At 61.4% G+C, this 22,580-nt stretch carries 18 protein-coding genes and 1 pseudogene; 5 read left to right on the forward strand and 14 right to left on the reverse strand.

Annotated features, from left to right (window positions below):
- The first annotated feature begins 206 nt into the window (after window positions 1-206).
- Window positions 207-1,607, forward strand: a complete 1,401-nt coding sequence (gene lpdA, locus PSH84_RS28545; RefSeq protein WP_305468932.1) for a dihydrolipoyl dehydrogenase — start codon at window positions 207-209, stop codon at window positions 1,605-1,607.
- Window positions 1,608-1,741: 134 nt separating this feature from the next.
- Here the strand turns inward: lpdA and PSH84_RS28550 are convergent, their stop codons facing one another.
- From PSH84_RS28550 to PSH84_RS28565, 4 genes are all read right to left on the reverse strand, one after another.
- A complete protein-coding gene (locus PSH84_RS28550; RefSeq protein ID WP_305468934.1) occupies window positions 1,742-3,892 on the reverse strand; it encodes a hypothetical protein in 2,151 nt (716 codons plus the stop codon).
- The gene (locus PSH84_RS28555) at window positions 3,879-5,066 is read right to left on the reverse strand and encodes a DUF3142 domain-containing protein (RefSeq protein ID WP_305468936.1); all 1,188 of its coding nucleotides are present in this window, start codon (window positions 5,064-5,066) and stop codon (window positions 3,879-3,881) included. The genes PSH84_RS28550 and PSH84_RS28555 overlap by 14 nt, the downstream gene beginning before the upstream one ends.
- A 210-nt stretch (window positions 5,067-5,276) precedes the next feature.
- Window positions 5,277-5,903 (reverse strand): glutathione S-transferase family protein, encoded by a 627-nt coding sequence (locus PSH84_RS28560; protein WP_305468937.1) that lies wholly within the window; start codon window positions 5,901-5,903, stop codon window positions 5,277-5,279.
- A 125-nt stretch (window positions 5,904-6,028) separates the two neighbouring features.
- Window positions 6,029-6,931 carry a LysR family transcriptional regulator gene (locus PSH84_RS28565; RefSeq protein WP_305468939.1) on the reverse strand — a complete coding sequence of 301 codons (903 nt, stop codon included), beginning with the start codon at window positions 6,929-6,931 and terminating at the stop codon, window positions 6,029-6,031.
- A 333-nt stretch (window positions 6,932-7,264) separates the two neighbouring features.
- On the opposite strand from PSH84_RS28565, the gene PSH84_RS28570 reads away from it, so the two are divergent.
- On the forward strand, window positions 7,265-9,478 hold the full coding sequence (locus tag PSH84_RS28570) for an LTA synthase family protein (RefSeq protein WP_305468940.1): 2,214 nt from the start codon (window positions 7,265-7,267) through the stop codon (window positions 9,476-9,478).
- A gap of 60 nt (window positions 9,479-9,538) precedes the next feature.
- On the opposite strand, the gene PSH84_RS28575 is transcribed toward PSH84_RS28570, so the two are convergent.
- Window positions 9,539-10,528 (reverse strand): aspartate-semialdehyde dehydrogenase, encoded by a 990-nt coding sequence (locus PSH84_RS28575; RefSeq protein WP_305468941.1) that lies wholly within the window; start codon window positions 10,526-10,528, stop codon window positions 9,539-9,541.
- A 131-nt stretch (window positions 10,529-10,659) separates the two neighbouring features.
- On the opposite strand from PSH84_RS28575, the pseudogene ftrA reads away from it, so the two are divergent.
- Window positions 10,660-11,649, forward strand: a pseudogene (gene ftrA, locus PSH84_RS28580) (transcriptional regulator FtrA).
- Here ftrA and nudK read toward each other — a convergent pair.
- Genes nudK through PSH84_RS28600 form a run of 4 tightly spaced genes read right to left on the reverse strand, consistent with a single transcriptional unit; the run spans window position 11,646 to window position 15,005 of the window.
- Complete coding sequence (gene nudK / locus PSH84_RS28585; RefSeq protein ID WP_305468945.1) at window positions 11,646-12,242, reverse strand: GDP-mannose pyrophosphatase NudK; 597 nt, start codon at window positions 12,240-12,242, stop codon at window positions 11,646-11,648. The pseudogene ftrA and the gene nudK overlap by 4 nt on opposite strands.
- Window positions 12,243-12,289: 47 nt before the next feature.
- Window positions 12,290-13,117 carry an NAD(+) synthase gene (gene nadE / locus PSH84_RS28590; RefSeq protein ID WP_122567666.1) on the reverse strand — a complete coding sequence of 276 codons (828 nt, stop codon included), beginning with the start codon at window positions 13,115-13,117 and terminating at the stop codon, window positions 12,290-12,292.
- A 1-nt stretch (window position 13,118) separates the two neighbouring features.
- Complete coding sequence (pncB, locus tag PSH84_RS28595) at window positions 13,119-14,348, reverse strand: nicotinate phosphoribosyltransferase (protein ID WP_122567667.1); 1,230 nt, start codon at window positions 14,346-14,348, stop codon at window positions 13,119-13,121.
- Between the two features lie 9 nt (window positions 14,349-14,357).
- Window positions 14,358-15,005, reverse strand: coding sequence for a nicotinamidase (locus PSH84_RS28600; protein WP_122567668.1), 648 nt, complete (start codon window positions 15,003-15,005; stop codon window positions 14,358-14,360).
- Window positions 15,006-15,188: 183 nt separating this feature from the next.
- Here PSH84_RS28600 and PSH84_RS28605 point away from each other — a divergent pair, with 183 nt between their 5' ends.
- Both PSH84_RS28605 and PSH84_RS28610 read left to right on the forward strand, forming a co-directional pair.
- Window positions 15,189-15,746: an adenylyltransferase/cytidyltransferase family protein gene (locus PSH84_RS28605; protein WP_122567669.1), complete on the forward strand. Its 558-nt coding sequence runs from the start codon at window positions 15,189-15,191 to the stop codon at window positions 15,744-15,746.
- Complete coding sequence (locus PSH84_RS28610) at window positions 15,736-16,443, forward strand: NUDIX hydrolase (RefSeq protein WP_122567670.1); 708 nt, start codon at window positions 15,736-15,738, stop codon at window positions 16,441-16,443. The genes PSH84_RS28605 and PSH84_RS28610 overlap by 11 nt, the downstream gene beginning before the upstream one ends.
- 70 nt (window positions 16,444-16,513) lie before the next feature.
- Here PSH84_RS28610 and PSH84_RS28615 read toward each other — a convergent pair whose 3' ends face one another.
- From PSH84_RS28615 to PSH84_RS28635, 5 genes are all read right to left on the reverse strand, one after another.
- Entirely contained in the window at window positions 16,514-17,950 is a 1,437-nt protein-coding gene (locus tag PSH84_RS28615; protein ID WP_122567671.1) for an FAD-binding oxidoreductase, read from the reverse strand.
- A gap of 9 nt (window positions 17,951-17,959) precedes the next feature.
- Window positions 17,960-19,117 (reverse strand): L-talarate/galactarate dehydratase, encoded by a 1,158-nt coding sequence (locus PSH84_RS28620; protein ID WP_122567672.1) that lies wholly within the window; start codon window positions 19,115-19,117, stop codon window positions 17,960-17,962.
- Window positions 19,118-19,187: 70 nt separating this feature from the next.
- Entirely contained in the window at window positions 19,188-20,708 is a 1,521-nt protein-coding gene (locus tag PSH84_RS28625) for a tripartite tricarboxylate transporter permease (RefSeq protein WP_014340981.1), read from the reverse strand.
- 9 nt (window positions 20,709-20,717) lie between these two features.
- Window positions 20,718-21,191: a tripartite tricarboxylate transporter TctB family protein gene (locus PSH84_RS28630; RefSeq protein ID WP_122567673.1), complete on the reverse strand. Its 474-nt coding sequence runs from the start codon at window positions 21,189-21,191 to the stop codon at window positions 20,718-20,720.
- 76 nt (window positions 21,192-21,267) lie between these two features.
- Window positions 21,268-22,239 (reverse strand): tripartite tricarboxylate transporter substrate binding protein, encoded by a 972-nt coding sequence (locus PSH84_RS28635; RefSeq protein ID WP_122567674.1) that lies wholly within the window; start codon window positions 22,237-22,239, stop codon window positions 21,268-21,270.
- Window positions 22,240-22,580 lie beyond the last annotated feature (341 nt).

The raw sequence follows: 22,580 nt of genomic DNA on the forward strand, positions 1-22,580 counted from the left end.
TGGCGATCAGAATCAGGGCCCGTGGACAGACGCCACCGACGCTCTGTTATATGCCGTTACCTTATAACGATTGCTGTGAAATTTCCGTTTTGAATTCTTCATGACAAGGCCCCACACCGACCTCTTGACTTAAGCCTTGACCGAGATCCGTGGAAACGCTCATATTACGTTCATAATTTTTTCTCAGGCCAAGCGGGAGAATAGCGATGAGCAACTACGACGTGGTCATTCTGGGCGGCGGGCCCGGCGGGTATAACGCGGCGATTAGGGCCGGTCAGTTAGGGTTGAAGGCCGCCTGTGTCGAGGGCCGGGCCACCCTGGGCGGCACCTGCCTGAACGTCGGTTGCATGCCTTCCAAGGCATTGCTGCACGCCTCGGAACTGTACGAAGCAGCCACGGGAGCGGAGTTCGCCAACCTGGGCATTGAAGTCAGTCCCACCCTCAATCTTGCGCAAATGATGAAGCAGAAAGACGAAAGCGTGACGGGCCTGACCAAGGGCATCGAGTTTCTGTTTCGCAAGAACAAGGTCGACTGGATCAAAGGCTGGGGCCACATCGACGGGCCAGGCAAAGTAACCGTCACCGCGGACGATGGCAGCAAGACCGAACTGAACGCCAAGGACATCGTCATCGCCACCGGCTCGGAACCCATGCCGCTGCCAGGCGTGACCATCGATAACCAGCGCATCCTCGACTCCACCGGTGCCTTGGCCTTGGGTGAAGTGCCTCGGCATCTGGTGGTGATCGGCGCAGGCGTGATCGGCTTGGAACTGGGTTCGGTCTGGCGGCGCCTGGGCGCCCAGGTGACGGTGGTGGAATACCTCGATCGCATCTGCCCGGGCGTGGACGGCGAGGCCGGCAAGACCTTGCAAAGGGCCTTGGCTAAACAAGGCATTCAATTCAAGTTGAGTTCGAAGGTCACCGGCGCCACGACCTCGGTCAGCGGCGTGCAATTGCAGATCGAACCGGCGGCGGGCGGAGAGGCACAGACCCTGGATGTCGATTACGTGCTGGTCGCCATCGGCCGTCGGCCCTACACGCAAGGGCTGGGGCTGGAAAACGTCGGGTTGAGCACCGATAAACGCGGCATGCTCGCCAACCAGCGTCACCGCACCGAAGCCCCCGGCGTCTGGGTGATCGGCGACGTGACGTCCGGACCGATGCTGGCCCACAAGGCCGAAGACGAAGCCATGGCCTGCATCGAACAGATCGCCGGCAAGGCCGCCGAGGTCAACTATGCACTGATCCCCAGCGTCATCTACACCCGTCCGGAACTGGCCAGCGTCGGCAAGACCGAGGAACAACTCAAGGCCGAAGGCCGCGCCTACAAGGTCGGCAAGTTTCCGTTCACGGCCAACAGCCGGGCCAAGATCAACCACGAGACCGAAGGGTTCGCCAAGGTCCTGGCCGATGAACGCACCGATGAAATCCTTGGCGTGCACCTGGTGGGCCCCAGCGTCAGTGAGATGATCGGTGAGTACTGCGTGGCCATGGAGTTCAGCGCCTCGGCCGAGGACATCGCCCTGACCTGCCACCCGCACCCTACCCGCTCGGAAGCGTTGCGCCAGGCGGCCATGAATGTGGAGGGGATGGCGACGCAGATGTAGGAACACGCCCCACTGGCGATAACACCCGCCCCTGTGGGAGCGAGCTTGCTCGCGATGGCGGCATTGCAGACGCTACAAGGGCGTATGTGATGTCCTCATCGCGAGCAAGCTCGCTCCCACAAGGGTTCCTTATCTCAGGAGGCCGACATCCGCGCCTTGCGCTGGCGCCGGCTGATCAGCCCCAACCCCACCGCCACCACCAACACGACCCCGCCCACTTCCAGCCAAACCTTGTAAGGGCGCAGCGCCGAGCGAATCGGGTCCAGGGCCTGGGTCACGTAGCGTTTGTTCGCCGTGCTGAAATCCGGTTGCTGGCATTGATGACCAAAATCCCCGGCCCAATCCACGTACGGGCCTTCCTTCACATAGCGCTGATACAACGCGCTTTGCTCCTCAAGGCTGGAGTTGTACCCCACCGCTTTGCACAGCACCGCCGCAAACGCCTGGCTGGTATGGGGCAGATTATCCGCCGCCTGGCTCGCCAGCGCCGTGGCGACAAATCGATAGTGATAACGCATGTCCGGCTGCGCGGCGCTGGCCTGCTGGCGTTGCACTTCACCTTCGGCCACCAGCGGCCCGACGTTCAGCTCGACCGGTTCCAGGCTGTAATTGCCGCCAAGGCTGGCGTAATCCGGCGCCATCTCATAGCCGAGCAGCTCCATGCCCCAGTTGCGCGCCATCCAGGACGCATGGAAATACGCCTCGGCTCGCCGGGTTGGCCACCATTTGGACTCCGCGTCCTGGCGCAGTTGCCCATAGGCCCGGGCCTTGTTCTGCAGGTCCGGGTTATCGAAATAAGCCGGCGCCTCCTCAAAGCGCCCTTCCCTCAGCAAACGACGGCCCAGCAAATTGCGCAGGCTCGCGGCCACCGGCAGCGGCACGTAGTTATCCCGATCCTCCTGGCTCAACGCCGGTGGCGCCGGGACTTGGGCGTCGACGTACTGCTTGAGCTCATCCACCGTGAGCACACGCTCGGCAACGGCGGCAGCGTCGTACCAATAGTTGCTCTGGCCGCGATAGAGCTGATCGAAGGCTTGCAGGTAATCACCGCGCTGCAAGGCCAGGATCGCGCTTTCACCTTCGACCCGGCACTTGGGTTGCACCGATTCGTAATTCCAATCCGGTGTGCGCCGACTGCCCCAGGACTCATCGTTCGGAAACGCCTGGGCCGCCTTGGCATAAGCCGCCGCCGCGGCCACCTTGTCGCCGTCGCGCAAGGCCAACTTGGCGCGCACCCACCAGGCCAGGCCTGTGTCGGGAGCCTTTTGCACAAACGCCTGGGCGCTGGCGTAATCGCCGTGCTGGTAACTCACTGCCGCCAAACGGTCGGCATCCTCCAGATTGTCCCGGGCGTTGGCCTGCAGCAGTTTGACCAGCCTTTTCTCGCCCGAGGGTTCTTCACCGTCCCACCAGCCGATCCGGCTGAGCAGGTAGGCGGTGACCAGTCGCTGCACCGCTTTGGTCTTGAGCAGTTCATTCAAGCGCTCATCCGGCTGGACGCTCAAATCACCGGCCAATTGCAGCAACGAGCTGTAGCCGACCGGGGATCCTTGCAGGTTCTGGATCGCATACAGGGCGATGGCGCTGTCCCAGTCGTCAGCGGTGTAGGCCACCCGGGCTTCTTCGCCAAGGCTGGCGATGCCCAGTTCCAGTGGATCGCTGAAGCCAGCAATAGTCATTTCCCGGGCCTGGCGAAACGCTGCTCGCGCCTGATCCCGCAAGGCCACAGGGTCGCCGCTGCCCGCCCCGGTACTCTCGGCGAACAAGGCCCGTCCAAGAGAGTACGCGGCCCAGGTGCTGCGCAACCGACGCTGGTCAGCCGGTAACGTCAGCAGTTGCTGGAAGGCTTCCACGGCACGCTGATGCTCACCAAGGTTAAAAGCCGCCGCGCCGAGGGCATACAGGCGCAGCTCATCAGGCAGTTTGGCCGCTTCAGCCGCCACCTGGTCAATATCGGTCAGCGCCCGCAAGCGCTCCACCACCGCTTGTTGCGGCGGGGTCAAGCCAATCCGCTCGGCCTGGTTGCGTTGCTCTACGTAGGAAGGCAGGTCGTCATAGCTGTAGTCCGGGTTGCGCGTCGCCTCGGTGGCCGGCTTGAGCCCGGCAAGCGCCTGGCCGAGGCGGCTGACTTCGAAGCGAAAGCTGCCTTCGGGCAATTGCGCCAGCGTCTGGGCGCGGTTATCCAGCAGACGCATCGGGAAATCCGGCCCGCAGGCCAGCGCCGGAGCCAGCGGTAGGCACAGGCTCAGGCACAGCAGGTGACGAGGCCACTTACGGGTAAACATTGAAACCTCCTTGGTCGATTTTCGTACAGCGCGCCCAGCCGATTGCCCGTTGGGCGCCGGCAGCCAAGCGACCTTCCTGAATGCGGGTGAAGGTAAGCAGTCCGGGGGCTTGTTGCAACGTATAACCGGCCAAGGCATCGACGCCGTCACACGCGCCAACAGCCAGTGTCAGACGCTGGGGCCAGGGGCTGTCGAGATTGCCCTGGTTGACCAGGCGGATATCGTACAAACCGCCCTGCTCCGCCCACTCCAACGCCAGGCGACTGTCCAGGTGATCGCCCCGGGCGACGGCGCCGAGCGTGGTCAAGCTCCAGGCTCGTCGGTCGCCGGCCAGGGGCAGGCGAAACCAGATCAGCCCGGCGAGATGGTGCGGCGGATCAGCCCGCAAATCCGCCGCCAGCCCGGCCACTTGTTGCGGATCGGCCAGCAACTCTCGACGCTCGCCAGCGCGATCGATCGGCACCTCGCTTTCCACCACCGGCACGCCGCTCTCCTGGGTCAGCAGCGCCACACCGTAGGCTGGCAGGGCCAGATAAAACGGCCGCGGGGTGATCTTGCTCCAGCGTTGCGCCCAGTGCCGGGCCTGTTTCGGATCGAATAGCCCTTGCCGTGGATCACTCACCGCGTGGACCTGCAGCACACTGCTGTCCACCGTTTCCAGCAACCCCGGCAAGGCGGGGCTGTCGAGCCAGGCCGGTAGCGCCGTGATGCTGAGCCGCAGGTTGGCCGGCAGGATGTGCCGCAGTTGGCCGAGGAAGTTTCCATAGGCCGGCAGCCGTGCATTGCCGGCATCGTGGTCGATCTCCACGCCCACCGGCGTCAGGCCTTGGGCTTGCCAATCCCCCAGCACTTGCTGGATTTGCGCGATGACCTCGTCCTGGTTCAGGGCCTTGAGCTGGCCGTCCAGGCGAATCACGACGATCAGTGGACGGCCGTCCGCCTTGAGCAGGGCCGGATCGATCCGTGCACGGCGCCAGCCCGCCCCGGGAAAAGCCTGCAACGCCAGCACCCGCAGCGTGGAAAAGTCGCTGTGGCTTTGGCGCAGCGCCAGCCCATGAGCCGGGGTCCATTGGCGTTGCCAGATATAGAGTTGTTGATCAAGGGCCGGGGGTTGTTCGCAGCCCCCTAAAAGCAACACGGCGAGGGCCAGGGAGAGCCGGGAAAGAAACGTCATGGAGCCTCACCACCCACAAAGACCGGCAGATTACCGCCCCCCGCGTCGAAGAGAAACTCTGTGGCGAGGGAGCTTGCTCCCGCTGGGCTGCGCAGCAGCCCCAAAGCCGACACCGCAGCCATGCCAGGCACACCGCGCGCCATTTTCAGGGGGTTGCTTCGCAGCCAGCGGGAGCAAGCTCCCTCGCCACAGGGCGACCCATTCAAATGCTCATGGGTGCTTTTGCAACCCGACAACCGTACGCGGCATGCCCACGAACCCGGGCAAGGCTTCGATCCGTGCCAGCCAGGCCAGCACGTTGGCATAGTCTTCCAACGACACATTGCCTTCCGGTGCGTGGGCGATGTAGCTGTAGCCGGCGATATCCGCGACAGTCGCCGTATCACCCGTCAGAAACTCACGGCTGCTCAATTCCTGATCGATGACTTTCAACACGTTGTGGGACCGGGCAATCACGTCCTCGGCGTTGTAGGCCGCGCCGAACACCGTGATCAGTCGCGCCGTGGCCGGCCCCGCATGGATCGGCCCGGCCGCCGCCGACAACCAGCGCTGCACCTGCGCGGCGCCGACCGGATCGGTGGGCAGCCAGCGGCCCTTGCCATATTTATGCGCCAGGTACACCAGGATCGCGTTGGAATCCGCCAGCACCACGCCGTCATCGTCAATGACCGGTACCTGGCCAAACGCATTGAGTGCGAGGAAATCCGCCTGTTTGTGCGCGCCTTTGGCCAAGTCGACGAAGACCTCCTCGACCGGTAACCCGAGCAACGAAAGCATCAGTTGAACGCGATGGGAATGGCCGGAAAGCGGGAAGTGATAGTGCTTGATAGGGTTCATGGTCGACTCCGTTGGAAGTGACGCCATCAGCACAACGGCGTCGATGGGGTCATCTTCCGCTCCGAGCCAAAACAAGAGAATAACCCGCAAATGCAATCCATTGTTTCAGCCAGAGAAATAATACGTCAGCCGCTCAAGGCCGGATGTTCGCGCAACGCACTGACGACAAAATCGACAAAACTGCGGACCCGCACCGGCGCATTGCGTCCGCCCTGGTACACCACATGGATCGGCAGCGGCGGCAATTCGAAATCGGCGAGGACGATTTCCAGTTCACCGGCGGCCACGTTGCCCGCCACTTGGTAAGACAGGACTCGCGTCATTCCCAGCCCCTGGCAGGCGGCGGTGATCGCCGCCTGGTTGGCCGTCACCACCAGCCGAGGCACGGGCCGGACGGCCAACGGTTGGCCTGAATCGATGAAGCTCCAGCTTTTGACCTGGCCAGTGGCCGACGACGCCACCACCGGCATTTGCTCCAGATCATCCGGATGCCGGGGCCGCCCGTGCCGCGCGAAGAAATCCGGGGATCCGCACACCACTCGCCGCACTTCACCGACCCGCACGGCGTGCAGGTTGCTGTCCGGCAGGTCGCCAATGCGCAGGGCAACGTCGATGCCCTCCTCCACCAGGCTGACCGTACGATCCAACAACAAGGCGTTAATGCTGACCTCGGGGAACCGGTGCAGGTAATCCACCAACAGCGGCGTGACAAACGACTGGCCAAACAGCACCGGCGCGGTAATCGTCAATTGCCCGCGGGGCTGAACGTGACTGCCGGCCGCCGAATCCTCGGCTTCCTGCAAATCGCTCAGGATCCGCCGACAGTCCTCGAGAAAGCGCTGGCCGGCTTCGCTCAAGTACACATTGCGAGTAGTGCGCACCAGCAATGGCGTGCCGATACGTTGCTCCAACCCCGCCACCGCCCGCGTGACACTGGCCGCTGATAGCCCCAGGCGTCGCGCGGCCGCCGAAAAACCCGACGCCTGGGCCACGGCGAGAAAAACCTGCATTTCCTGGAACCTGTCCATCCATCCCCCGATGAGAAATCCTGATACAAGTTTTCTACACGCCTCAAAGCGGCGCCACGCGGCCATTGTAGAGGCCTGCGCCAGTGAACCACAGCGTAACGCAGCCGGACACCGGGACATTGGCCCGACCAGCGACGGCAGCCCTTGGTACCATCCCTTCTCATGACAGTTTCATGACCGAAGGAAGAACCCACTGAGGGCGAGCTTGCTCGCGATAGCGTCGGGTCAGCGGCAATCCATATGGACTGACACAGCGCTATCGCGAGCAAGCTCGCTCCCACAGGGTGAGTGTGTTGTTCAATGGATTGGCTTCAACTGAAAGGCCTGTTGCTTGTGAATATTATCTATCGCGCTTCAACCCACCCCCGCGCCGCCCTCATCACCCTGATTGGCTGCGTATTACTCGTTCCCATGGGCCTGCGTCTCGCCTTGGGCTGGTCCGACCCACTGGGCTATCTATCGGACCTGGGTATCGGTGGGTTACTGATCGCGTTGCTTTACCGTCGTCCCTGGTGGCTGACACTGCCGGTATTGCTGGCATGGAGCGCGTTGACGCTGGCCAGCATCGAGTTGGTCAGTGCGGTCGGGCGGATGCCCAATCCTTCGGACATCCATTACCTGACCGACCCGCAGTTCGTTGAAAACTCTACCAGCGGCGGCTTCGCCCACCCCTGGCTGGCGGCGATCCAGTTGGCCGCGCTGGCGTTCTGGCTCGTGACCCAATGGACCCGCCGCCCACACCAGGCGCCACGCTTGCCTCGCCACGCCTGGGCCGTGCCCGTGTTGCTCCTGCTGAGCCATGGTGCGCTGCAGGCCTGGCGTCCCAGCGAAGCGGACCAATGGAACGTATTCAACCTGCCTCACCAACTCGTCACCGCAGGTATCGCCGCCGGGCAGGACCAAGCCCGGCAATGGCTCGATGGCGATGCCGTGGACCCCGCCCCAGCCATGGCGGGGCTGACCCGCCTGGACCTCGATGGCACCAAACTGCTGGCCGAACCGGGACGGGCGCGCAACGTCCTGGTCATCGCCCTGGAGGGCATTCCCGGCGCCTATGTGAGCGCCAACCGCCAAGCCTTGAAAAGCAGCTACCAGGAAAACCTGATGCCGCACCTCAGCGCCTGGGCCGAGCGCGGCATGAACACCCCCGATTACGTCCTGCACAGCCACCAGACCATTCGTGGCCTGTACGCGATGCTGTGTGGCGACTACGACAAGCTTGACGACGGCACGCCCAAAGGCGTCGAAATGCTCAACCAGACCCAGCGCAACCAAGCCTGCCTGCCGGCCCAGTTGCGCCAGAACGGCTTTTCCACGCATTTCCTCCAAGGCGCGGGCCTGCGGTTCATGGCCAAGGACCGGATCATGCCGCACATCGGCTTCGACACGACCCTGGGCATGGAGTGGTTCACTCGCCCCGCCTACCTGGAATTCCCTTGGGGCAAGGACGACAAGACCTTCTTCGAAGGCGCGCTGGACTACGTCGGGCAACTGCAACAAGCGGACAAGCCCTGGATGCTGACCCTGCTGACCGTGGGCACGCACCAGCCCTACTCGGCACCGGATGACTACCTCCAACGCTACGACACCGCCAAGCAGGCCGCCGTGGGTTACCTGGACGACGCACTGGCGAACTTCCTGGCAGGCCTGGAACGCCAGGGCATCCTGGACAACACCCTGGTGGTCATCACCTCGGACGAATCCCATGGCATCGACGATGTGCGGCTGGCCTCGTCCTGGGGGTTCAACCTGACGTTGGCGCCGGAACCGTTGCCCCGGATCAAGTCAGGCACCTACGGCCACGTGGACCTGACCGCCTCGATCCTCGATTACTTCGGCTTTACGGTGCCCACATCGTTGTCCGGTCGCTCGCTGTTCAGGGATTACCCGAAGGGCCGGGAAATCATGTCGTTCACCAACGGCAAGCTGCGCTACCACGACGGCAAGGGCACGTTCACCGAGTGCGATTTCCTTCAGCATTGCCGTTACTACAGCAGTGCAGGCTTCATCGCCGACCGCGCCACCTACGGCGGGCAATACAGCGGCCAGCGCGCCCGATTGATCAGCGCCCGGGCCACGGCCCTGGACCAGACCCTGTTACGCACGCCCCTGAACCAGCATTATCAGTTCGGGAGCGCGGATAAAATCCCACTGCCGGCCCAGGTCACCAACGACTGGACCGACAACCTGATCGGTGCCCAATACCTGGAAATGCCCAAGGGCTCACAGACCCGTGTCAGCCTGACCATCCGCACCGTAGAGGCTGACCATGCCGCCTACATTTCCCTCAAGGCCAAGGAGTTCGAGCAGGATGTGTCGATGGACCTGCCGACCGAGGTGGCGGTGACACCCGACCAGCCCCTGGTGATGAACATCAGTTTCGACAACCCGCAGCAGCGCAAGGCGTTTTCCTTCCATTTGCTCGGGCATGGGGTCGGCGCCATCGAGATCAGCGACTTCAGCGTCGTGACCGAACTGCCGGAACAGACGGACCAGCCGCAATACCTGGACGACATGCAGGAAGACAGCGAGGCCCAATCCAGCTGAACAAAAAACGCGCAGCCATTGAAACTGGCTGCGCGTTTTTATGTTCAAGGCCGGATTTGATCAATGCTTGATCAACTGCATGATTTCAAATGCGTTCAATGCCGCCCCCCGTAGTAACTGGTCGCCGCTGATGAACAAGTCCAACCCATGCTCGCCGTAGATCAGGTTGTAGCGAATCCGCCCGACTTCCACCGCGTGCTTGTAGGTTGAGGTCATGGGCATCGGATAAGCGCCAAACTCCGGCTCATCCACCACCTCAACCCCCGGCGCGCTGCGTAACAGCTCGCGCACCTGCTCCAGCGACTGGATGGGTGTGTTGAACCGCAGGCTGAGGCTCTCGGCATGGGAGCGCAAGGTCGGCACCCGCACTGCGGTGGTACTGATCGCCAGCGCCGGTTCGTCGAGCACCTTGCGCAGCTCCCAGACCACTTTCATTTCTTCACGGGTGTAACCATTGGCTTCGAACGAATCGACTTGGGGAATCACGTTGAAGGCCAGGTTATGGGCGAAGTACTCGCTGTCATCGCGGTCGCCATAGTCGCTAAAGGACCCGGCCTTCTCCCGCAGCTCCAGCATCGCCGGCTGCCCCGCACCGCTGGCGGCCTGATACGTAGAGATGATCGCGCTCTGCAGCCCGAACGCGTCATGCAGAGGACCCAGCACCATCAACGCAATAGCCGATGAGCAATTGGGATTGGCGATCAGTTTTTCACCCCTGTAACGGTGACCGTTGATGGGCGGCACCAGCAGTGGAATGGCCGGGTGATAACGGAAGGCCGAAGAGTTATCGATGACGTAGGCGTTCTCAGCCAGACGCTCGCCGTACTCCAGGGCAAAGGCCCCGGAAACACACAGGAAGACGATATCGCACGAGGCGCAGCCCTCGACCGAAAAGGCTTCGATCAGGTATTCGACATCACCCACCTTCAAGCGCTTGCCCGCCGAACGCCCCGAGGCCATGCAGACCACTTCATAATCGGTATCTTCAAGCAATTGCAGCATGGTCATGCCCACTGCACCGGTGCAGCCCACCACGGCGACTTTCTTCATTTCCCGTCCCTTATCCACCTGTGCAAAGGCTCAACCGTCTTGGTTTTCCTGATTGCCTGCGATCGATTGTAGGGTGACGGGCCCGTCCGCTACAGTGCAGCGCAAGACAATAAACGGTGGAATCACGCCAAATGCACGCTCACCCCGGAACCGTGGCGATCCTCGTTTATGAAGGCCTGTGCGTATTCGAGTTTGGCATCGCCCTGGAGATCTTCGGCCTGCCGCGTCCGGAACTGGATGTACCGTGGTACGGCCATCAAATCGTCGCCGTCGATCCAGGACCGATGCATGCCCTGGGAGGCCTTCGAATAGCCGTCGACGCGGGGCTCGAAGCCCTGGACAGCGCGCGCACCATCATCATCCCCGGCTGGCGCAGCCACCACGAACCGCCTCCCGAAGCGCTGTTACAAGCACTGCGCCGCGCCCACGCACGCGGCGCACGCCTGCTGTCGATCTGCTCGGGGGTGTTTGCCCTGGCCGCCACCGGGCTGCTCGACGGCAAGACCGCGACCACCCATTGGCAATTCTGCGCGGAGCTGGCCGAGCGATTCCCGCTGATCAAGGTTGACCCGAATGTGCTGTATGTCGACTCCGGGCCATTGATCACCTCAGCCGGGCAGCGCGGCGGGCATCGACGCCTGCCTGCACCTGATTGCCCGGGACTTCGGCACACACACATCGCCAACTCAGTGGCCCGGCGCCTGGTCATGGCGCCGCAACGGACCGGTGGCCAGGCACAATTCATCGTCGCGCCCGTGAGCAAGTCGCCACGCAACGAACTGACCCGCGTCCTGCAGTGGCTGCGCGAGCATCTGGATCAGCCCTTGAGCGTCGGCGACATGGCCGCCCGCGTCGCCATGAGCGAGCGCACCTTCCTGCGGCGCTTCGTCGAGACCACCGGCCTGCCGCCCAAGACCTGGCTGCAACAGGAACGCCTGAATCGGGCGCGGGCGCTGCTGGAAAGCACCGACCAGAGCACGGCCGACATCGCCCAGGCCTGCGGCTATCGGTCGGTGGAGAGTTTCCGGGCCGCGTTCCGGAACGCTATCGGCTTGCCGCCCACCGCCTATCGCGAAAGATTCGGCGGCGGTGCGCTCCGCCCGCAGCAGGCCTGGGGTTAATCCAGCAACCGATGCAGCTTGGCGTACTGCAACAGCATGATGGTCTTGCCGTCACAAATCTCCCCGGTCTCGATCATGCCCAAGGCGTGGTCGAGGGACAGCTCCAGCACTTCGATCTCTTCGCCCTCGGCTTCAAGGCCACCGCCTTCGTGCTGTCTGTCTTCGTCGAAATACTCGCCGACGAAAAAATGCACCCGCTCAGTCACCGAGCCCGGGCTCATGAAGGCTTCGAACACCTTGCGCACGTCCTGGATGATATAGCCGGTTTCCTCCTGGGTTTCCTTGCGGATGCAGGTGTGCGGGTCGTCGTTGTCCAACAGGCCGGCGCAGGTTTCTATCAACAGGTCATCGTGGCCGTTGACGAAGGCCGGGAAGCGGAATTGCCGGGTCAACACCACCGTTTGCTTGGCCTTGCTGTACAGCAGGATGGTGGCACCGTTGCCCCGGTCATAGGTCTCGCGCGTCAGTTCGCGCCATTGGCCATTGCGGCCGAGGTAGTCATAGGTGGTCTTGCGCAGCACGTACCAATCGTCCGAGAGCACTTCGACGTGCTTGATGCGTACGCGATCCTTGATGCCAATTGCCTGTTTCATTTGCCACTCCGTTCGAGGCCAAAGGTCCCATTAAAACCCTATTACAACTATGCAGGAACGCGTGGCAATGCTCGTTTGTGGGCCGTCTTGAGGTAGGCGCGTTCGATGAGCTGTCGCGCCTGGGGCAACACCTCTTCGCCCATCAGGTACGCATCGATTTCCTCGTAGCTGCAGCCATACGCCACTTCATCCAACTTGCCGGGCGCCAGGTCTTCCAGATCCGCAGTCGGTGCCTTGCGCACCAGGTACGCGGGAGCGCCCATTGCGTCGGCCAACCACCGCACCTGGGTCTTGGTCAGCCCGGACAGCGGTGCCAGGTCGCACGCGCCGTCGCCGAACTTGGTGAAAAACCCCATCACCGCCTCTGCCCCATGGTCGGTGCCCACCACCAATCCATTGCTCAGATTGGCAATGGCGTATTGCGCCAGCATCCGCGCCCGGGCCTTGGCGTTGCCTTTGGCAAAGTCGGTGAGCTCGGCCGAAGGCTGCAAGCCATCGATGGCGATACTGCCCATCAGCCCGTCGACACACGCGGCGATGTTGCTGGTGGTGATCGCGTCCGGCCGGATGAAGTCCAGGGAAGCCTGGGCGTCCTGCTCATCGGCCTGGGCCTTGTACGGCAGCCGGACGGCGATAAACCGCGCCGCGTAGTCTTCACCCCGCAGTTGCTCAACCGCCAATTGGCATAGACGCCCTGCGGTGAGCGAGTCGACGCCGCCACTGATCCCCAAGACCAGGGACTGGCAACCCGACTCGCGCAAAGTCTGCTTGATGAATTCGATGCGGCGGGCAATCTCGGTGGCTACGCCACCCTGGGTGAGTTGGCGGTCGATGCCCAGTTCCCGGGCAATGCGCTCTTGTTGAAGCGTAGTCATATCAGGCTCCCAACTGTGGATTGATCAGGGCGACGTTGAACACTTGGGCGGCATACCGCAGAAACGAGGCATCCTCGCAGACGTTCTTGATCGGGTCGTCGGAGAACTTCACGACCGGCTCGCCGTGGACCCGCACCAGTTTCATGACGATGCTCAGCGGTTCGACGCCGTCGACATCGCAGGCCAGGCTGGTGCCCATGCCAAAGCCGAATCTGGCCTTGCCGCGAACATGACGCAGGATCGGCAGACACTTTTCGAAATTGAGGCCATCGGAGAACATCAGGTCCTTGGTCCGCGGGTCGATGCCCAGCTCCTGGTAGCGCCCCAGCACCTTGTCGGCCCAGACGATCGGGTCACCGGAGTCCTGGCGCAAGCCGTCGTAGAGCTTGGCAAAGTACAGGTCGAAATCCTTGAGGAAAAAGTCGGTGCTGATGCAGTCCGTCAGGGCAATACCGAGGCGGCCGCGATACTCGCGCACCCAGTTTTCCAACGCCGCGTTCTGGCTCTCGCGCAAGCGCCCGAGTTGCTGGTGCACCATCAGCCACTGGTGAGCCATTGTGCCGATCAACGGGAGATCGAATTCGTAAGCCAAGTGCGCGTTGCTGGTGCCGACAAAGACCCCAGGAAAATCGCTGCGCATGACATTCACCACCTCCCGCTGGGCCCTGAACGACAGCCGCCGCCGGGTGGAGAAGTCTGAAACGCGAAACTCGGCGAGCTCTTCACGACTGGCGTTTTTCTCCAGCCATTCGAACTTCTGGTACAGCTTGCGGGTGACGTCGGCCAACTCGACTTCGGGGTATTTCTCGCGGTTGCGCAATTCGCTGACCATCGCCAACACCGGTTGCTCGAACATGATGCAGTGCAGCATCGGCCCACGGACGCGGATGTGCAGTTGGCCGTCGACTTCCGCAACGTGTATGTAGCGCAAATTGAAGCGAAACAGGCCAAGAAACTGTTCGAAGTCTGGTGTCAGGTACTCACGGAAACGCTTGTTGAACAAAAACCGCTGCTCTCCCTCGCGCAACTGCAACCCAGCGAGCTTCTCCAACTCCACACGAATGTCCGGGATCAGGTGACCGAGCCGCTCCTTGGAACGCACGATGAACTGGTATTCCACCTCGACATTCGGGTGCTGGTGCAAGACCGCCTGCATCATGGTGAAGGTGTAGTAGTCGGTATCCAGAAGGCTCTGGATGACGCCGTTGCTTGAATCGTATGCACTGTCCATGGTTCGTCCTTATGCGTTTGCCAGGCAGATGGTTTCTTCGCGAGTCGCGGCAACCGAGACGCCGGCTTGCTGCATGTCGTGAATGGCTTGAACGGCCCCTTGCTCACTGATGGCCCGGCAGGCCGGGAGGTGAATGATCACCTTGAAGCCAGCGGCGGCCAGTTGCAGCGCGGTGGTCTTGACGCAGAAATCCAGCGCCAGCCCGCCAACAATGACCTGCTCCACACCCAGGCCTTTGAGGTACTCGATCACCCCGGTGGACAGCTTGCCGTGCAGGTCGTGGTAGCAGGCGCCATACGGGTGCAAATCCGGCTCGACACCCTTCCAGACGAAATAGTCGTAGTCATAAGGGGTCGGCAGTTGATCCAGCAAGGCGAAACCTTCGGTACCAGGAACGCAGTGGCTGACCCAGGTGATGTCGGCGTGCTCGAGCCCGGTGGGCACGAACATCTGTGCCTGATCGGCGACCACCCACGGGGCCAGGGGCGTATGGGCGTCCTTGCTGCCGATACGGAGGCTGGCCAGGGACGCGATGAAATTCAGCTCACCGGCAATCTGGTCACCGCCCGGCACAGGAAGCTCATCGGGGCACAGCGGCGTGAAGCTTTTTTGCGCATCGACATCGAAGGAAGCTGTTTTCCGGGTCAAGCTGTTCATGTTGGGTTTCTCCTCTTCATGGCAACGAGAGTACACAAGGTGTACTTTCATGACAACCTACTTGCAGAAAATATTTTTGATGATTGTTCTTTTATTCAATGGATATGGTTCAGAGCAGAGCAGGTTTTCATCAAAAAGATTTTGCTGATAGAGTACATGTCATGTACCAAAAGAGGATAAGCCATGTTCGAGATAGCCCTTTATGGCGGTGCCTTCAATCCGCCTCACGCAGGACACGCCCAAGTGATGATCGAGGCCTCGCGCCAGGCCAGACGCGTGTTGGTGGTGCCCAGCTTCAGGCATCCCGATGGCAAGCAAATGGTCGACTATGAGGTGCGCCTGAACTGGCTGGAATCGATCGTCGAGAAGGTTCAGCCGCTGTGCTGCGCCGAAGTGCGGGCAAGCCGGGTGGAGCAGGTCGTGGCCCGTGGCGTTGAAGGCGCCATCTACAGCTACACCCTGCTCGCCCACCTCGCCGACAGCCTGGCCCTGGACGGCAAGCGGATCGCGTTGGTGGTGGGTCGGGATGTCGCGGATCGGCTGCCGACCTTCTATCGCGGCCAGGAATTGCTGGCGCGTTTCTCCATCCTTTGCGTGGAGGAAAAGATCCACGTACGCAGCACGGTGGTTCGCGAACGACTGGCCCTGGGCAAGCCGCTTCCCAGCGACTGGATGGCACCCGGCATGAACCCGTTAAACTATGACCTTTACGCTACCCACGGAAATCGACATGCCCACTAGCACAGCCCCCGCGCGCGGTTATCTGCACACCATCGACCTCTGTGTGCTGCGCTTCTGCCGGGAGACCCAGGCGCTGGAAATCCTCCTGAACCGACGGGAAGCCGAGCCATTCGCCGGTCATTGGGCGCTGCCCGGGATCGTGGTCAATGGTGGCGTAGAAGATCTGACGCTGAACGACGCCGTGGAGCGCCTGCGCAATTCAAACAAGGTCGGCATGCCGCTGGCGTGGATCGAACAGGTCGGCACCGTCGGCGACGCGTTCCGCGATCCGCGCTGCTGGTCATCCTCGACGTTCTACCTGGCGATTGTCAGCGAGGCGGTCCAGCTCGCCGAACACCAGGGATTTTTTCCCCTCAAGGACGTCGCAGACGCCTCGATCAAACTTCCTTTCGACCACAACAGCCTGGTGGCGGCGGTCCAGGAGCGGTTGTTGTCCAAAGCCCTCTACAGCAGCCTGCCGCTGATGTTCCTGGGCCCGGAATTCAGCGCGCCGGAAGCGGTGAGCATTTTCTCCGTGGTGCTCGATCGCCCGGTGCTCAAGACCAGCATGCGCCAGCGTTTGCTGAAGATGACCGAGGCCGGTTATTTGCAGGAAACCGGTCGCAAAAAAAGCGGCGACGGCGGCCGCCCGCAACGCACGGTGGAAAATCTCAAACCGGGTAGCGTTTATCTGTTTGATCGGTGTTTTCTGGAGTAGCGCTTAGCGGGAAAGCGCAATCAGAGCCGTCTGATATTCGAGCGAGGAAGGCCAGCAGCGACCTACTCGATCACTCCAGTCCGGCAGTGAAGACCTTACCGGGGTTCATTAGCCCGGTCGGGTCCAGCGTACGTTTGATGGTACGCATCAGCTCCATCTCCAGAGGATCCTTGAAGCGGACCGCCGCGTCGGGTTTGGCTTGTCCCAGCCCATGTTCAGCACTGATGCTGCCGTTGAAAGCACGGGTCATACGGTAGATGACTTGCATGATCGCGTGTTCGCGGGCCTTGAACGAAGCGTCCGCATCGCCGACCGGCTTGCTGATGTTGTAGTGCAGATTGCCGTCGCCCATGTGGCCATAGGAAACGATGCGCACGCCCGGGAAGTCCTGTTGCAGGGCTTTGTCGGTGCGTTCAATGAATTCCGGTATCCGGCTCACGGGCACGCTGATGTCGTGCTTGAGGCTCGGCCCCTCATGATTCTGCGCCTCGGAAATACCTTCGCGCAGTGCCCACAGCGCCGCCGCCTGTGCCTGGTTGCTGGCAAGTACCGCATCGGTAACCCAACCCTGCTCAAAAGCATGAGCCAGGCCGTTTTCAAGCAACAGCGTCAATGGCGCATCGGGCACCGTGTCACGTAGCTCGATCAACGCGTACCAGGGATGTTTGGTTTCCAGTGGATCACTGCAACCCGCCACATGGTCCAGGACAAAGTCCAAGCTCTGGCGCGACATCATCTCGAAGCCCGTCAGGCGGTCGGCGCACAGGCTGCGAACATGGCCGATCAAGTCCACCGCCGCTTGCGGCGAAGGCAGCGCCACCCAGGCTGTCGCCGTGCTGTGGGTCGCCGGAAACAGTTTCAGCACCGCCGCCGTGATGATGCCCAGCGTGCCCTCCGAACCAATGAATAACTGCTTGAGGTCATAGCCGGTGTTGTCTTTACGCAAGCCCCGCAAGCCATTCCAGACGCGACCGTCAGGCAGCACCACTTCCAGGCCGAGGGTCAGCTCACGCATGTTGCCGTAGCGCAGCACCGCCGTGCCGCCGGCATTGGTCGCCAGGTTACCGCCCACCGTGCAGCTGCCCTGAGCCCCCAGCGACAGCGGAAACAGGCGACCGGCCTGGCTGGCGGCGTCCTGTAGCTGCTGCAATATCACCCCGGCCTCGACCGTGATGGTTTCATTGGCCAGGTCGATCTCACGGATGCGCTTCATCCGGGTCAAGGACAGCACCACCTGTCGACCGGAAGCGTCCGGGATCGAACCTCCGCACAACCCAGTGTTGCCTCCTTGAGGTACCAGCGCCACCCCAGCGTCATGGCAAAGCCGCACCACCGCCGCCACTTCCTCGGTGCTGCCAGGGCGCACCACCAACGCGGCCAAGCCTTGATAAGCGTTGCGCCAATCGGTCAGGTAGCCCTGCATGAGTTCGGGATCGCGCACCAGCCCGGCGGGACCGACCAAACGCTCGATGTTTTCGATCAACTCCTGACTCAACAGCGACGGCATCGTACCTCCTCAAGGGCGCTGGCCGATCTCGACCTGTTGCGCAGTCCAACCGGCGACTTGTTCGCTGAGCGACAGGCCAAGCCCTGGCCGGGTCGGCACGAGCATGCGTCCATCGCGGGTTTGCATGCGCTCGTTGAACAGCGGCTCCAGCCATTCGAAATGTTCCACCCAGGGCTCGCGGCTATAGGTGGCGGCTAAATGGATGTGCAGTTCCATGGCAAAGTGCGGCGCGATCATCAGCCCCGCCTGCTCGGCCAATGCCTGGACCTTGAGATAAGGGCTGATGCCACCGACACGGGGCGCGTCGGGCATCAGGTAATCGGCCGCGCGCAGCTTGATGAATTCCCAGTGCTCGGCAACGCTGGTGAGCATTTCACCGGTCGCGATCGGCGTATCGAATTGCTGGGCCAGCGCGGCATGACCTTCGGCGTCGTAGCAATCCAGCGGTTCCTCGATCCAGACCAGGTTGAGCGGCTCAAGGCGTCGGCACATGCGCTGTGCAGTGGGTCGGTCCCATTGCTGGTTGGCGTCGACCATCAAGGGGAAGTCATCCCCCAAGTGTTTGCGGATGGTGCTGACCCGGTGCAGATCCAGCGCCTGGTCAGGCTGGCCGACTTTGAGCTTGATCCCCCCGATACCCTTTTCCCGGGAGAGGTCGGTATTGATCATTAATTGTTCAAGAGGGGTGTGCAGGAAGCCACCCGACGTGTTGTAGCACTGGACAGAATCGCGATGGGCGCCAAGCAAGCGAGCCAGGGAAAGATTGGCCCGCTTGGCTTTCAAATCCCACAGGGCGACATCAAACGCACCGATCGCCTGGGTGGCCAGGCCGCTGCGCCCCACCGAGGCCCCCGCCCAGCAGAGCTTGTCCCACAATTTGGAAATGTCGCTGGGGTTTTCGCCAATGAGGCTGGGGGCGACTTCCTGGGCGTGGGCAAATTGCCCCGGGCCACCGGCGCGCTTGGAATAGCTGAACCCCAGGCCACGGTGGCCGTCCCTGGTTTCGATTTCCACAAACAGAATAGCGATTTCGGTCATTGGCTTTTGCCGACCGGTCAGCACCTTGGCATCGCTGATGGGGTTGGCCAATGGCAGAAAAACCGAGGCCACGCGCACCCAGGCAATGCGATCGTCATCGGCAGAAGACAGTTGAGGCGTGTCTTGCATGGCTATGCTCCGAACGTTTGGGTTCGGCTGCTGCAACACGGGTTCGTGTTACAGCAGCAATTGCAATGGGCTAGCTGCGCATCAATTCGATAGCAGCGCTTTTCCTGTTGCGAATGACCGTCACCAGGTGCCAGGAGATGGAGGCGGCGGCCAAGATGAGAAAGCCCGCTGAGATGGGATTGGTCAGGAAGCCGCCGAAGTTGCCATCGGACAGCATCAAGCCACGGCGCAAGTTGGTTTCAGCCATCGGACCGAGGATGAAGCCGATGATGAACGGTGCAATCGGCAAACCGGCTTTGACGAACCCGTACCCCAGCAAGCCAAACAGCAACACCGCCCAGACGTCGAAGATTCGGCTGTTCAGGCCAAAGGCGCCGACCACACAGAGCACCAGGATAATCGGCAACAGAATGTGCTTGGGCACCGCCAGCAGTTTGATGAACATGCGCAGGCCGTAGAACTCGAGCACCAGCATCAGCACGGAAGCGAGGATCAGCGCGGCGAAAATCGTGTAGACCAGCGGTGCCTGGCTGATGAACAGCAGGGGCCCGGGCTGGATGCCGTGGATCATGAAACCGCCCAGCATCACCGCCGTGGTGGTATCGCCGGGAATGCCCAGCGTCAGCAGCGGAATCATCGCGCCACCGATGCCGGCATTGTTAGCGGTCTCGCTGGCGACCACGCCGTCGATCTTGCCTTTGCCGAATTCCTCAGGGGTTTTCGAGCGTTTCTTGGCCACGATGTAAGAGACGATGTTCGACGTACCGGCACCGATGCCGGGCAAGATGCCTATACCAAGGCCAATCAGGGATGAACGAGTGGCGTTGGGCAGTTGGCCGACAAATTCCTTCATCGAAAAGCCGAAACCTTTCACGCCTTTCATGCTGACGTGCTGTGGTTTGGCCCGGTGGCTCAGGCGCGCACTCTCAGCAAACTTCAGCACTTCGGCGACGGCGAACATACCGATCATGACCGTCAACATGGCGAAGCCGCCATTGAGGCTCGGCAGGTCAAAGGTAAAGCGACGGATGGCCTCGACCGGGGCGATCCCCACCGTGGAGAAGGCAAAGCCCAGGGCACCGGCAAACAAGCCTTTGACCAGCGAGCCGGTGGACAGCGTAGCGATCAATGTCAGCGAGAAAATCGCGATGGAAAAGTATTCGTGCGGGCCAAAGCTCAGGGCCAGTTCCGCCAGGATCGGGGCGATGAACATCAACGCCGCGATACTGAAAATCGTGCCGAGAAACGAGAACACCACGCCAATCCCAAGGGCCTTGACGCCATGGCCTTGTTTCATCAGCGGCCAACCATCGAACGTCGTCGCGATGGAGGCCGGCGTTCCCGGTATGTTGAGCAATATCGCCGATATCAGCCCTCCCGAGGTGGCGCCGACGAACAGTGCCACCAGCAACGCCAGGCCAGGACCTGGCCCCATCGAGTAGGTCAGCGGCAAGCACAATGCGATCGCCATGGTAGCCGAGAGCCCGGGCACCGCACCAAAAACGATCCCCACCGCAACGCCGAGGGTGATAAGGAGAAAAACGTAGGGTGTAAGTACGGCCGCGAAGCCTGTTTGCATGAGTTCAATCATGGCCGTCCCCTAGAAATCCAATAAACCGACAGGCAGGAGCAAGTCGAAGCCATGGCGAAAAATGTAAAAAATCAGAACTGCCGAAACGACCGCTATCAACGCGTATTGAAGATGCTTGACCTTTTGTTCCGCGGGGGTCAGTACGATGAACTGGGCATAGAGATACAGCACCGTCATGATCACGAAACCCACGGTCTCCAGCAGCGCTGTAAAAAGCAGCACCAATGCCAGGGATTTGAAGACCGTTGGATAATCGATCGACTCAGGCTTTTCCGCCGGTTCAGGGCTTTTGTCCGGCAGCTTTCGCCACGCCCATAATTGCAACGCGCCCAACAGGCACAACGCGATGGCGAGCAGCCAGGGTACAAACGCGGCATCGACGAAACCGCGACGCGGCAGGTTCATGGTCAACACCAGATAAGCTACACCGGCGCCGAGCATGGCCAGGCCGGCAATCAGCTCTTTTCTTTTATAGGAATCCATACAGGCTCCTCTTGCTGGGAAGGACTGGTTGTCGGGCGCTGGCCAGCGTGGCGCGCACCCGAACCGTTACGCAAAATTATTTCGCTTTACGCATCTCGTCCTTGAACTCCATGAAGCTGTCGCGGGTTTTATTCAATGTAGCGATGGCTTCTTCGGGGCCCTGGAAGCTGACCGGCTGCTTGAAGGACTTCTTCAGTTCCTCGGCATATTCCGGCTCTTCGGTGATTTTCTTCATGGTGTCGGCCATTTTCTTGACGATGGCCGGGTCCGTACCTTTCGGGAAGGCAACGACGTAAGGCTTGTCCAGGATCAGGTCCACGCCTTGTTCCTTGAAGGTCTTGACGTCGCCCAGCAGCGCGTTGCGCTCAGCGTTGGGCTGGCCCAGGGCGGTCATCTTGCCGCTGGAAATGTAATCCTGGACCGAGCCATAGCTGATGGCGCCGAGGTCGATGCGCTTGCCCAGCAAGGCAACGATTTTTTCGGACACCGTGCCGCTGTCGACCATTTTCAGTTTCACGCCAGCGAGCTTCTCGAACATCAGGCCCTGCAGATGAGAGAAGTTGCCCATCTCGGTGCCGTAGGTGATGGTGCCGGGCTTGGCCTTGGCTTTTTCAATCAGTTGGTCGAGGCTGTCGATGCCCGAGCTTTTCGCCGAGACGAACACCGCGCCTTTGTCGACGCCGGCGATGCAGGAGATATCAAACGCATCAAAGCGGTCCTCCGACAGTCCCGCGACTTCGTTGACGATCAACTGGCCGGTGTGAGTGAACAGGATGGTATTGCCATCCGGCGCCGCGCTCTTGACCGCATCGGCGGCAATCGTCCCGCCCCCACCGGCCATATTGGTCACCACCATGGATTTGCCGGTGAGCTTGGTGAAGTACTTGGCCATCATTCGTGCGTTGAAATCCGTGTCACCGCCGGCGTTGGCAATCACCACCACCTGCACCGGACGGCTTGGCCAATCGCTGGCGTCGGCGGCCATCGCCGTGCCAGCGGTCAAGCTCAGGAAGGAGGCGATCAAAGAGGCGCAGAGTGTTTTCTTCATTATTGTTCTCCAGGTGCTGCCATTCATTGTGGGGTTGAAATTGAGCAAAAAACGAGCACGCCCAGCGCTAACGCCTGGTGAGGCAGGCGCGCAGGCCTGAACGCTGGGATCGGGAAATTGGATTGCACTTGCGAGCCCGCACGGGGCTTTCGGGAAAGAGGGAAAGATAGCTGGCGTCCCGCGATAACGCGTGGGGACGGTAACCTACAAACTCGCTGGGCGGTAAATGTAGAAGACATGACTGCGCCTTTCGTTTTTATTATTTTTTTGGTCATACGTTGTCGTATGACTTGATCTCATCACCTATGCCCCATGTTGTCAACGCGGTTGTTCAGCGGCTC

Origin of the sequence: Pseudomonas beijingensis, from assembly GCF_030687295.1 — a bacterium.
Lineage (GTDB): Bacteria > Pseudomonadota > Gammaproteobacteria > Pseudomonadales > Pseudomonadaceae > Aquipseudomonas > Aquipseudomonas beijingensis.

Bases quoted from the DNA above. Each gene is read 5' to 3' on its own strand.
- PSH84_RS28600 (WP_122567668.1), bottom strand. From the start codon at position 15,005: ATGAACAGCTTGACCCGGAAAACAGCTTCCTTCGATGTCGATGCGCAA.
- PSH84_RS28565 (WP_305468939.1), bottom strand. From the start codon at position 6,931: ATGGACAGGTTCCAGGAAATGCAGGTTTTTCTCGCCGTGGCCCAGGCG.
- PSH84_RS28635 (WP_122567674.1), bottom strand. From the start codon at position 22,239: ATGAAGAAAACACTCTGCGCCTCTTTGATCGCCTCCTTCCTGAGCTTG.
- PSH84_RS28560 (WP_305468937.1), bottom strand. From the start codon at position 5,903: ATGAACCCTATCAAGCACTATCACTTCCCGCTTTCCGGCCATTCCCAT.
- PSH84_RS28630 (WP_122567673.1), bottom strand. From the start codon at position 21,191: ATGGATTCCTATAAAAGAAAAGAGCTGATTGCCGGCCTGGCCATGCTC.
- PSH84_RS28550 (WP_305468934.1), bottom strand. From the start codon at position 3,892: ATGTTTACCCGTAAGTGGCCTCGTCACCTGCTGTGCCTGAGCCTGTGC.
- PSH84_RS28625 (WP_014340981.1), bottom strand. From the start codon at position 20,708: ATGATTGAACTCATGCAAACAGGCTTCGCGGCCGTACTTACACCCTAC.
- nadE (WP_122567666.1), bottom strand. From the start codon at position 13,117: ATGACTACGCTTCAACAAGAGCGCATTGCCCGGGAACTGGGCATCGAC.
- PSH84_RS28620 (WP_122567672.1), bottom strand. From the start codon at position 19,117: ATGCAAGACACGCCTCAACTGTCTTCTGCCGATGACGATCGCATTGCC.
- PSH84_RS28605 (WP_122567669.1), top strand. From the start codon at position 15,189: ATGTTCGAGATAGCCCTTTATGGCGGTGCCTTCAATCCGCCTCACGCA.
- pncB (WP_122567667.1), bottom strand. From the start codon at position 14,348: ATGGACAGTGCATACGATTCAAGCAACGGCGTCATCCAGAGCCTTCTG.
- PSH84_RS28610 (WP_122567670.1), top strand. From the start codon at position 15,736: ATGCCCACTAGCACAGCCCCCGCGCGCGGTTATCTGCACACCATCGAC.
- PSH84_RS28575 (WP_305468941.1), bottom strand. From the start codon at position 10,528: ATGAAGAAAGTCGCCGTGGTGGGCTGCACCGGTGCAGTGGGCATGACC.
- PSH84_RS28555 (WP_305468936.1), bottom strand. From the start codon at position 5,066: ATGACGTTTCTTTCCCGGCTCTCCCTGGCCCTCGCCGTGTTGCTTTTA.
- PSH84_RS28615 (WP_122567671.1), bottom strand. From the start codon at position 17,950: ATGCCGTCGCTGTTGAGTCAGGAGTTGATCGAAAACATCGAGCGTTTG.
- nudK (WP_305468945.1), bottom strand. From the start codon at position 12,242: ATGAAACAGGCAATTGGCATCAAGGATCGCGTACGCATCAAGCACGTC.
- lpdA (WP_305468932.1), top strand. From the start codon at position 207: ATGAGCAACTACGACGTGGTCATTCTGGGCGGCGGGCCCGGCGGGTAT.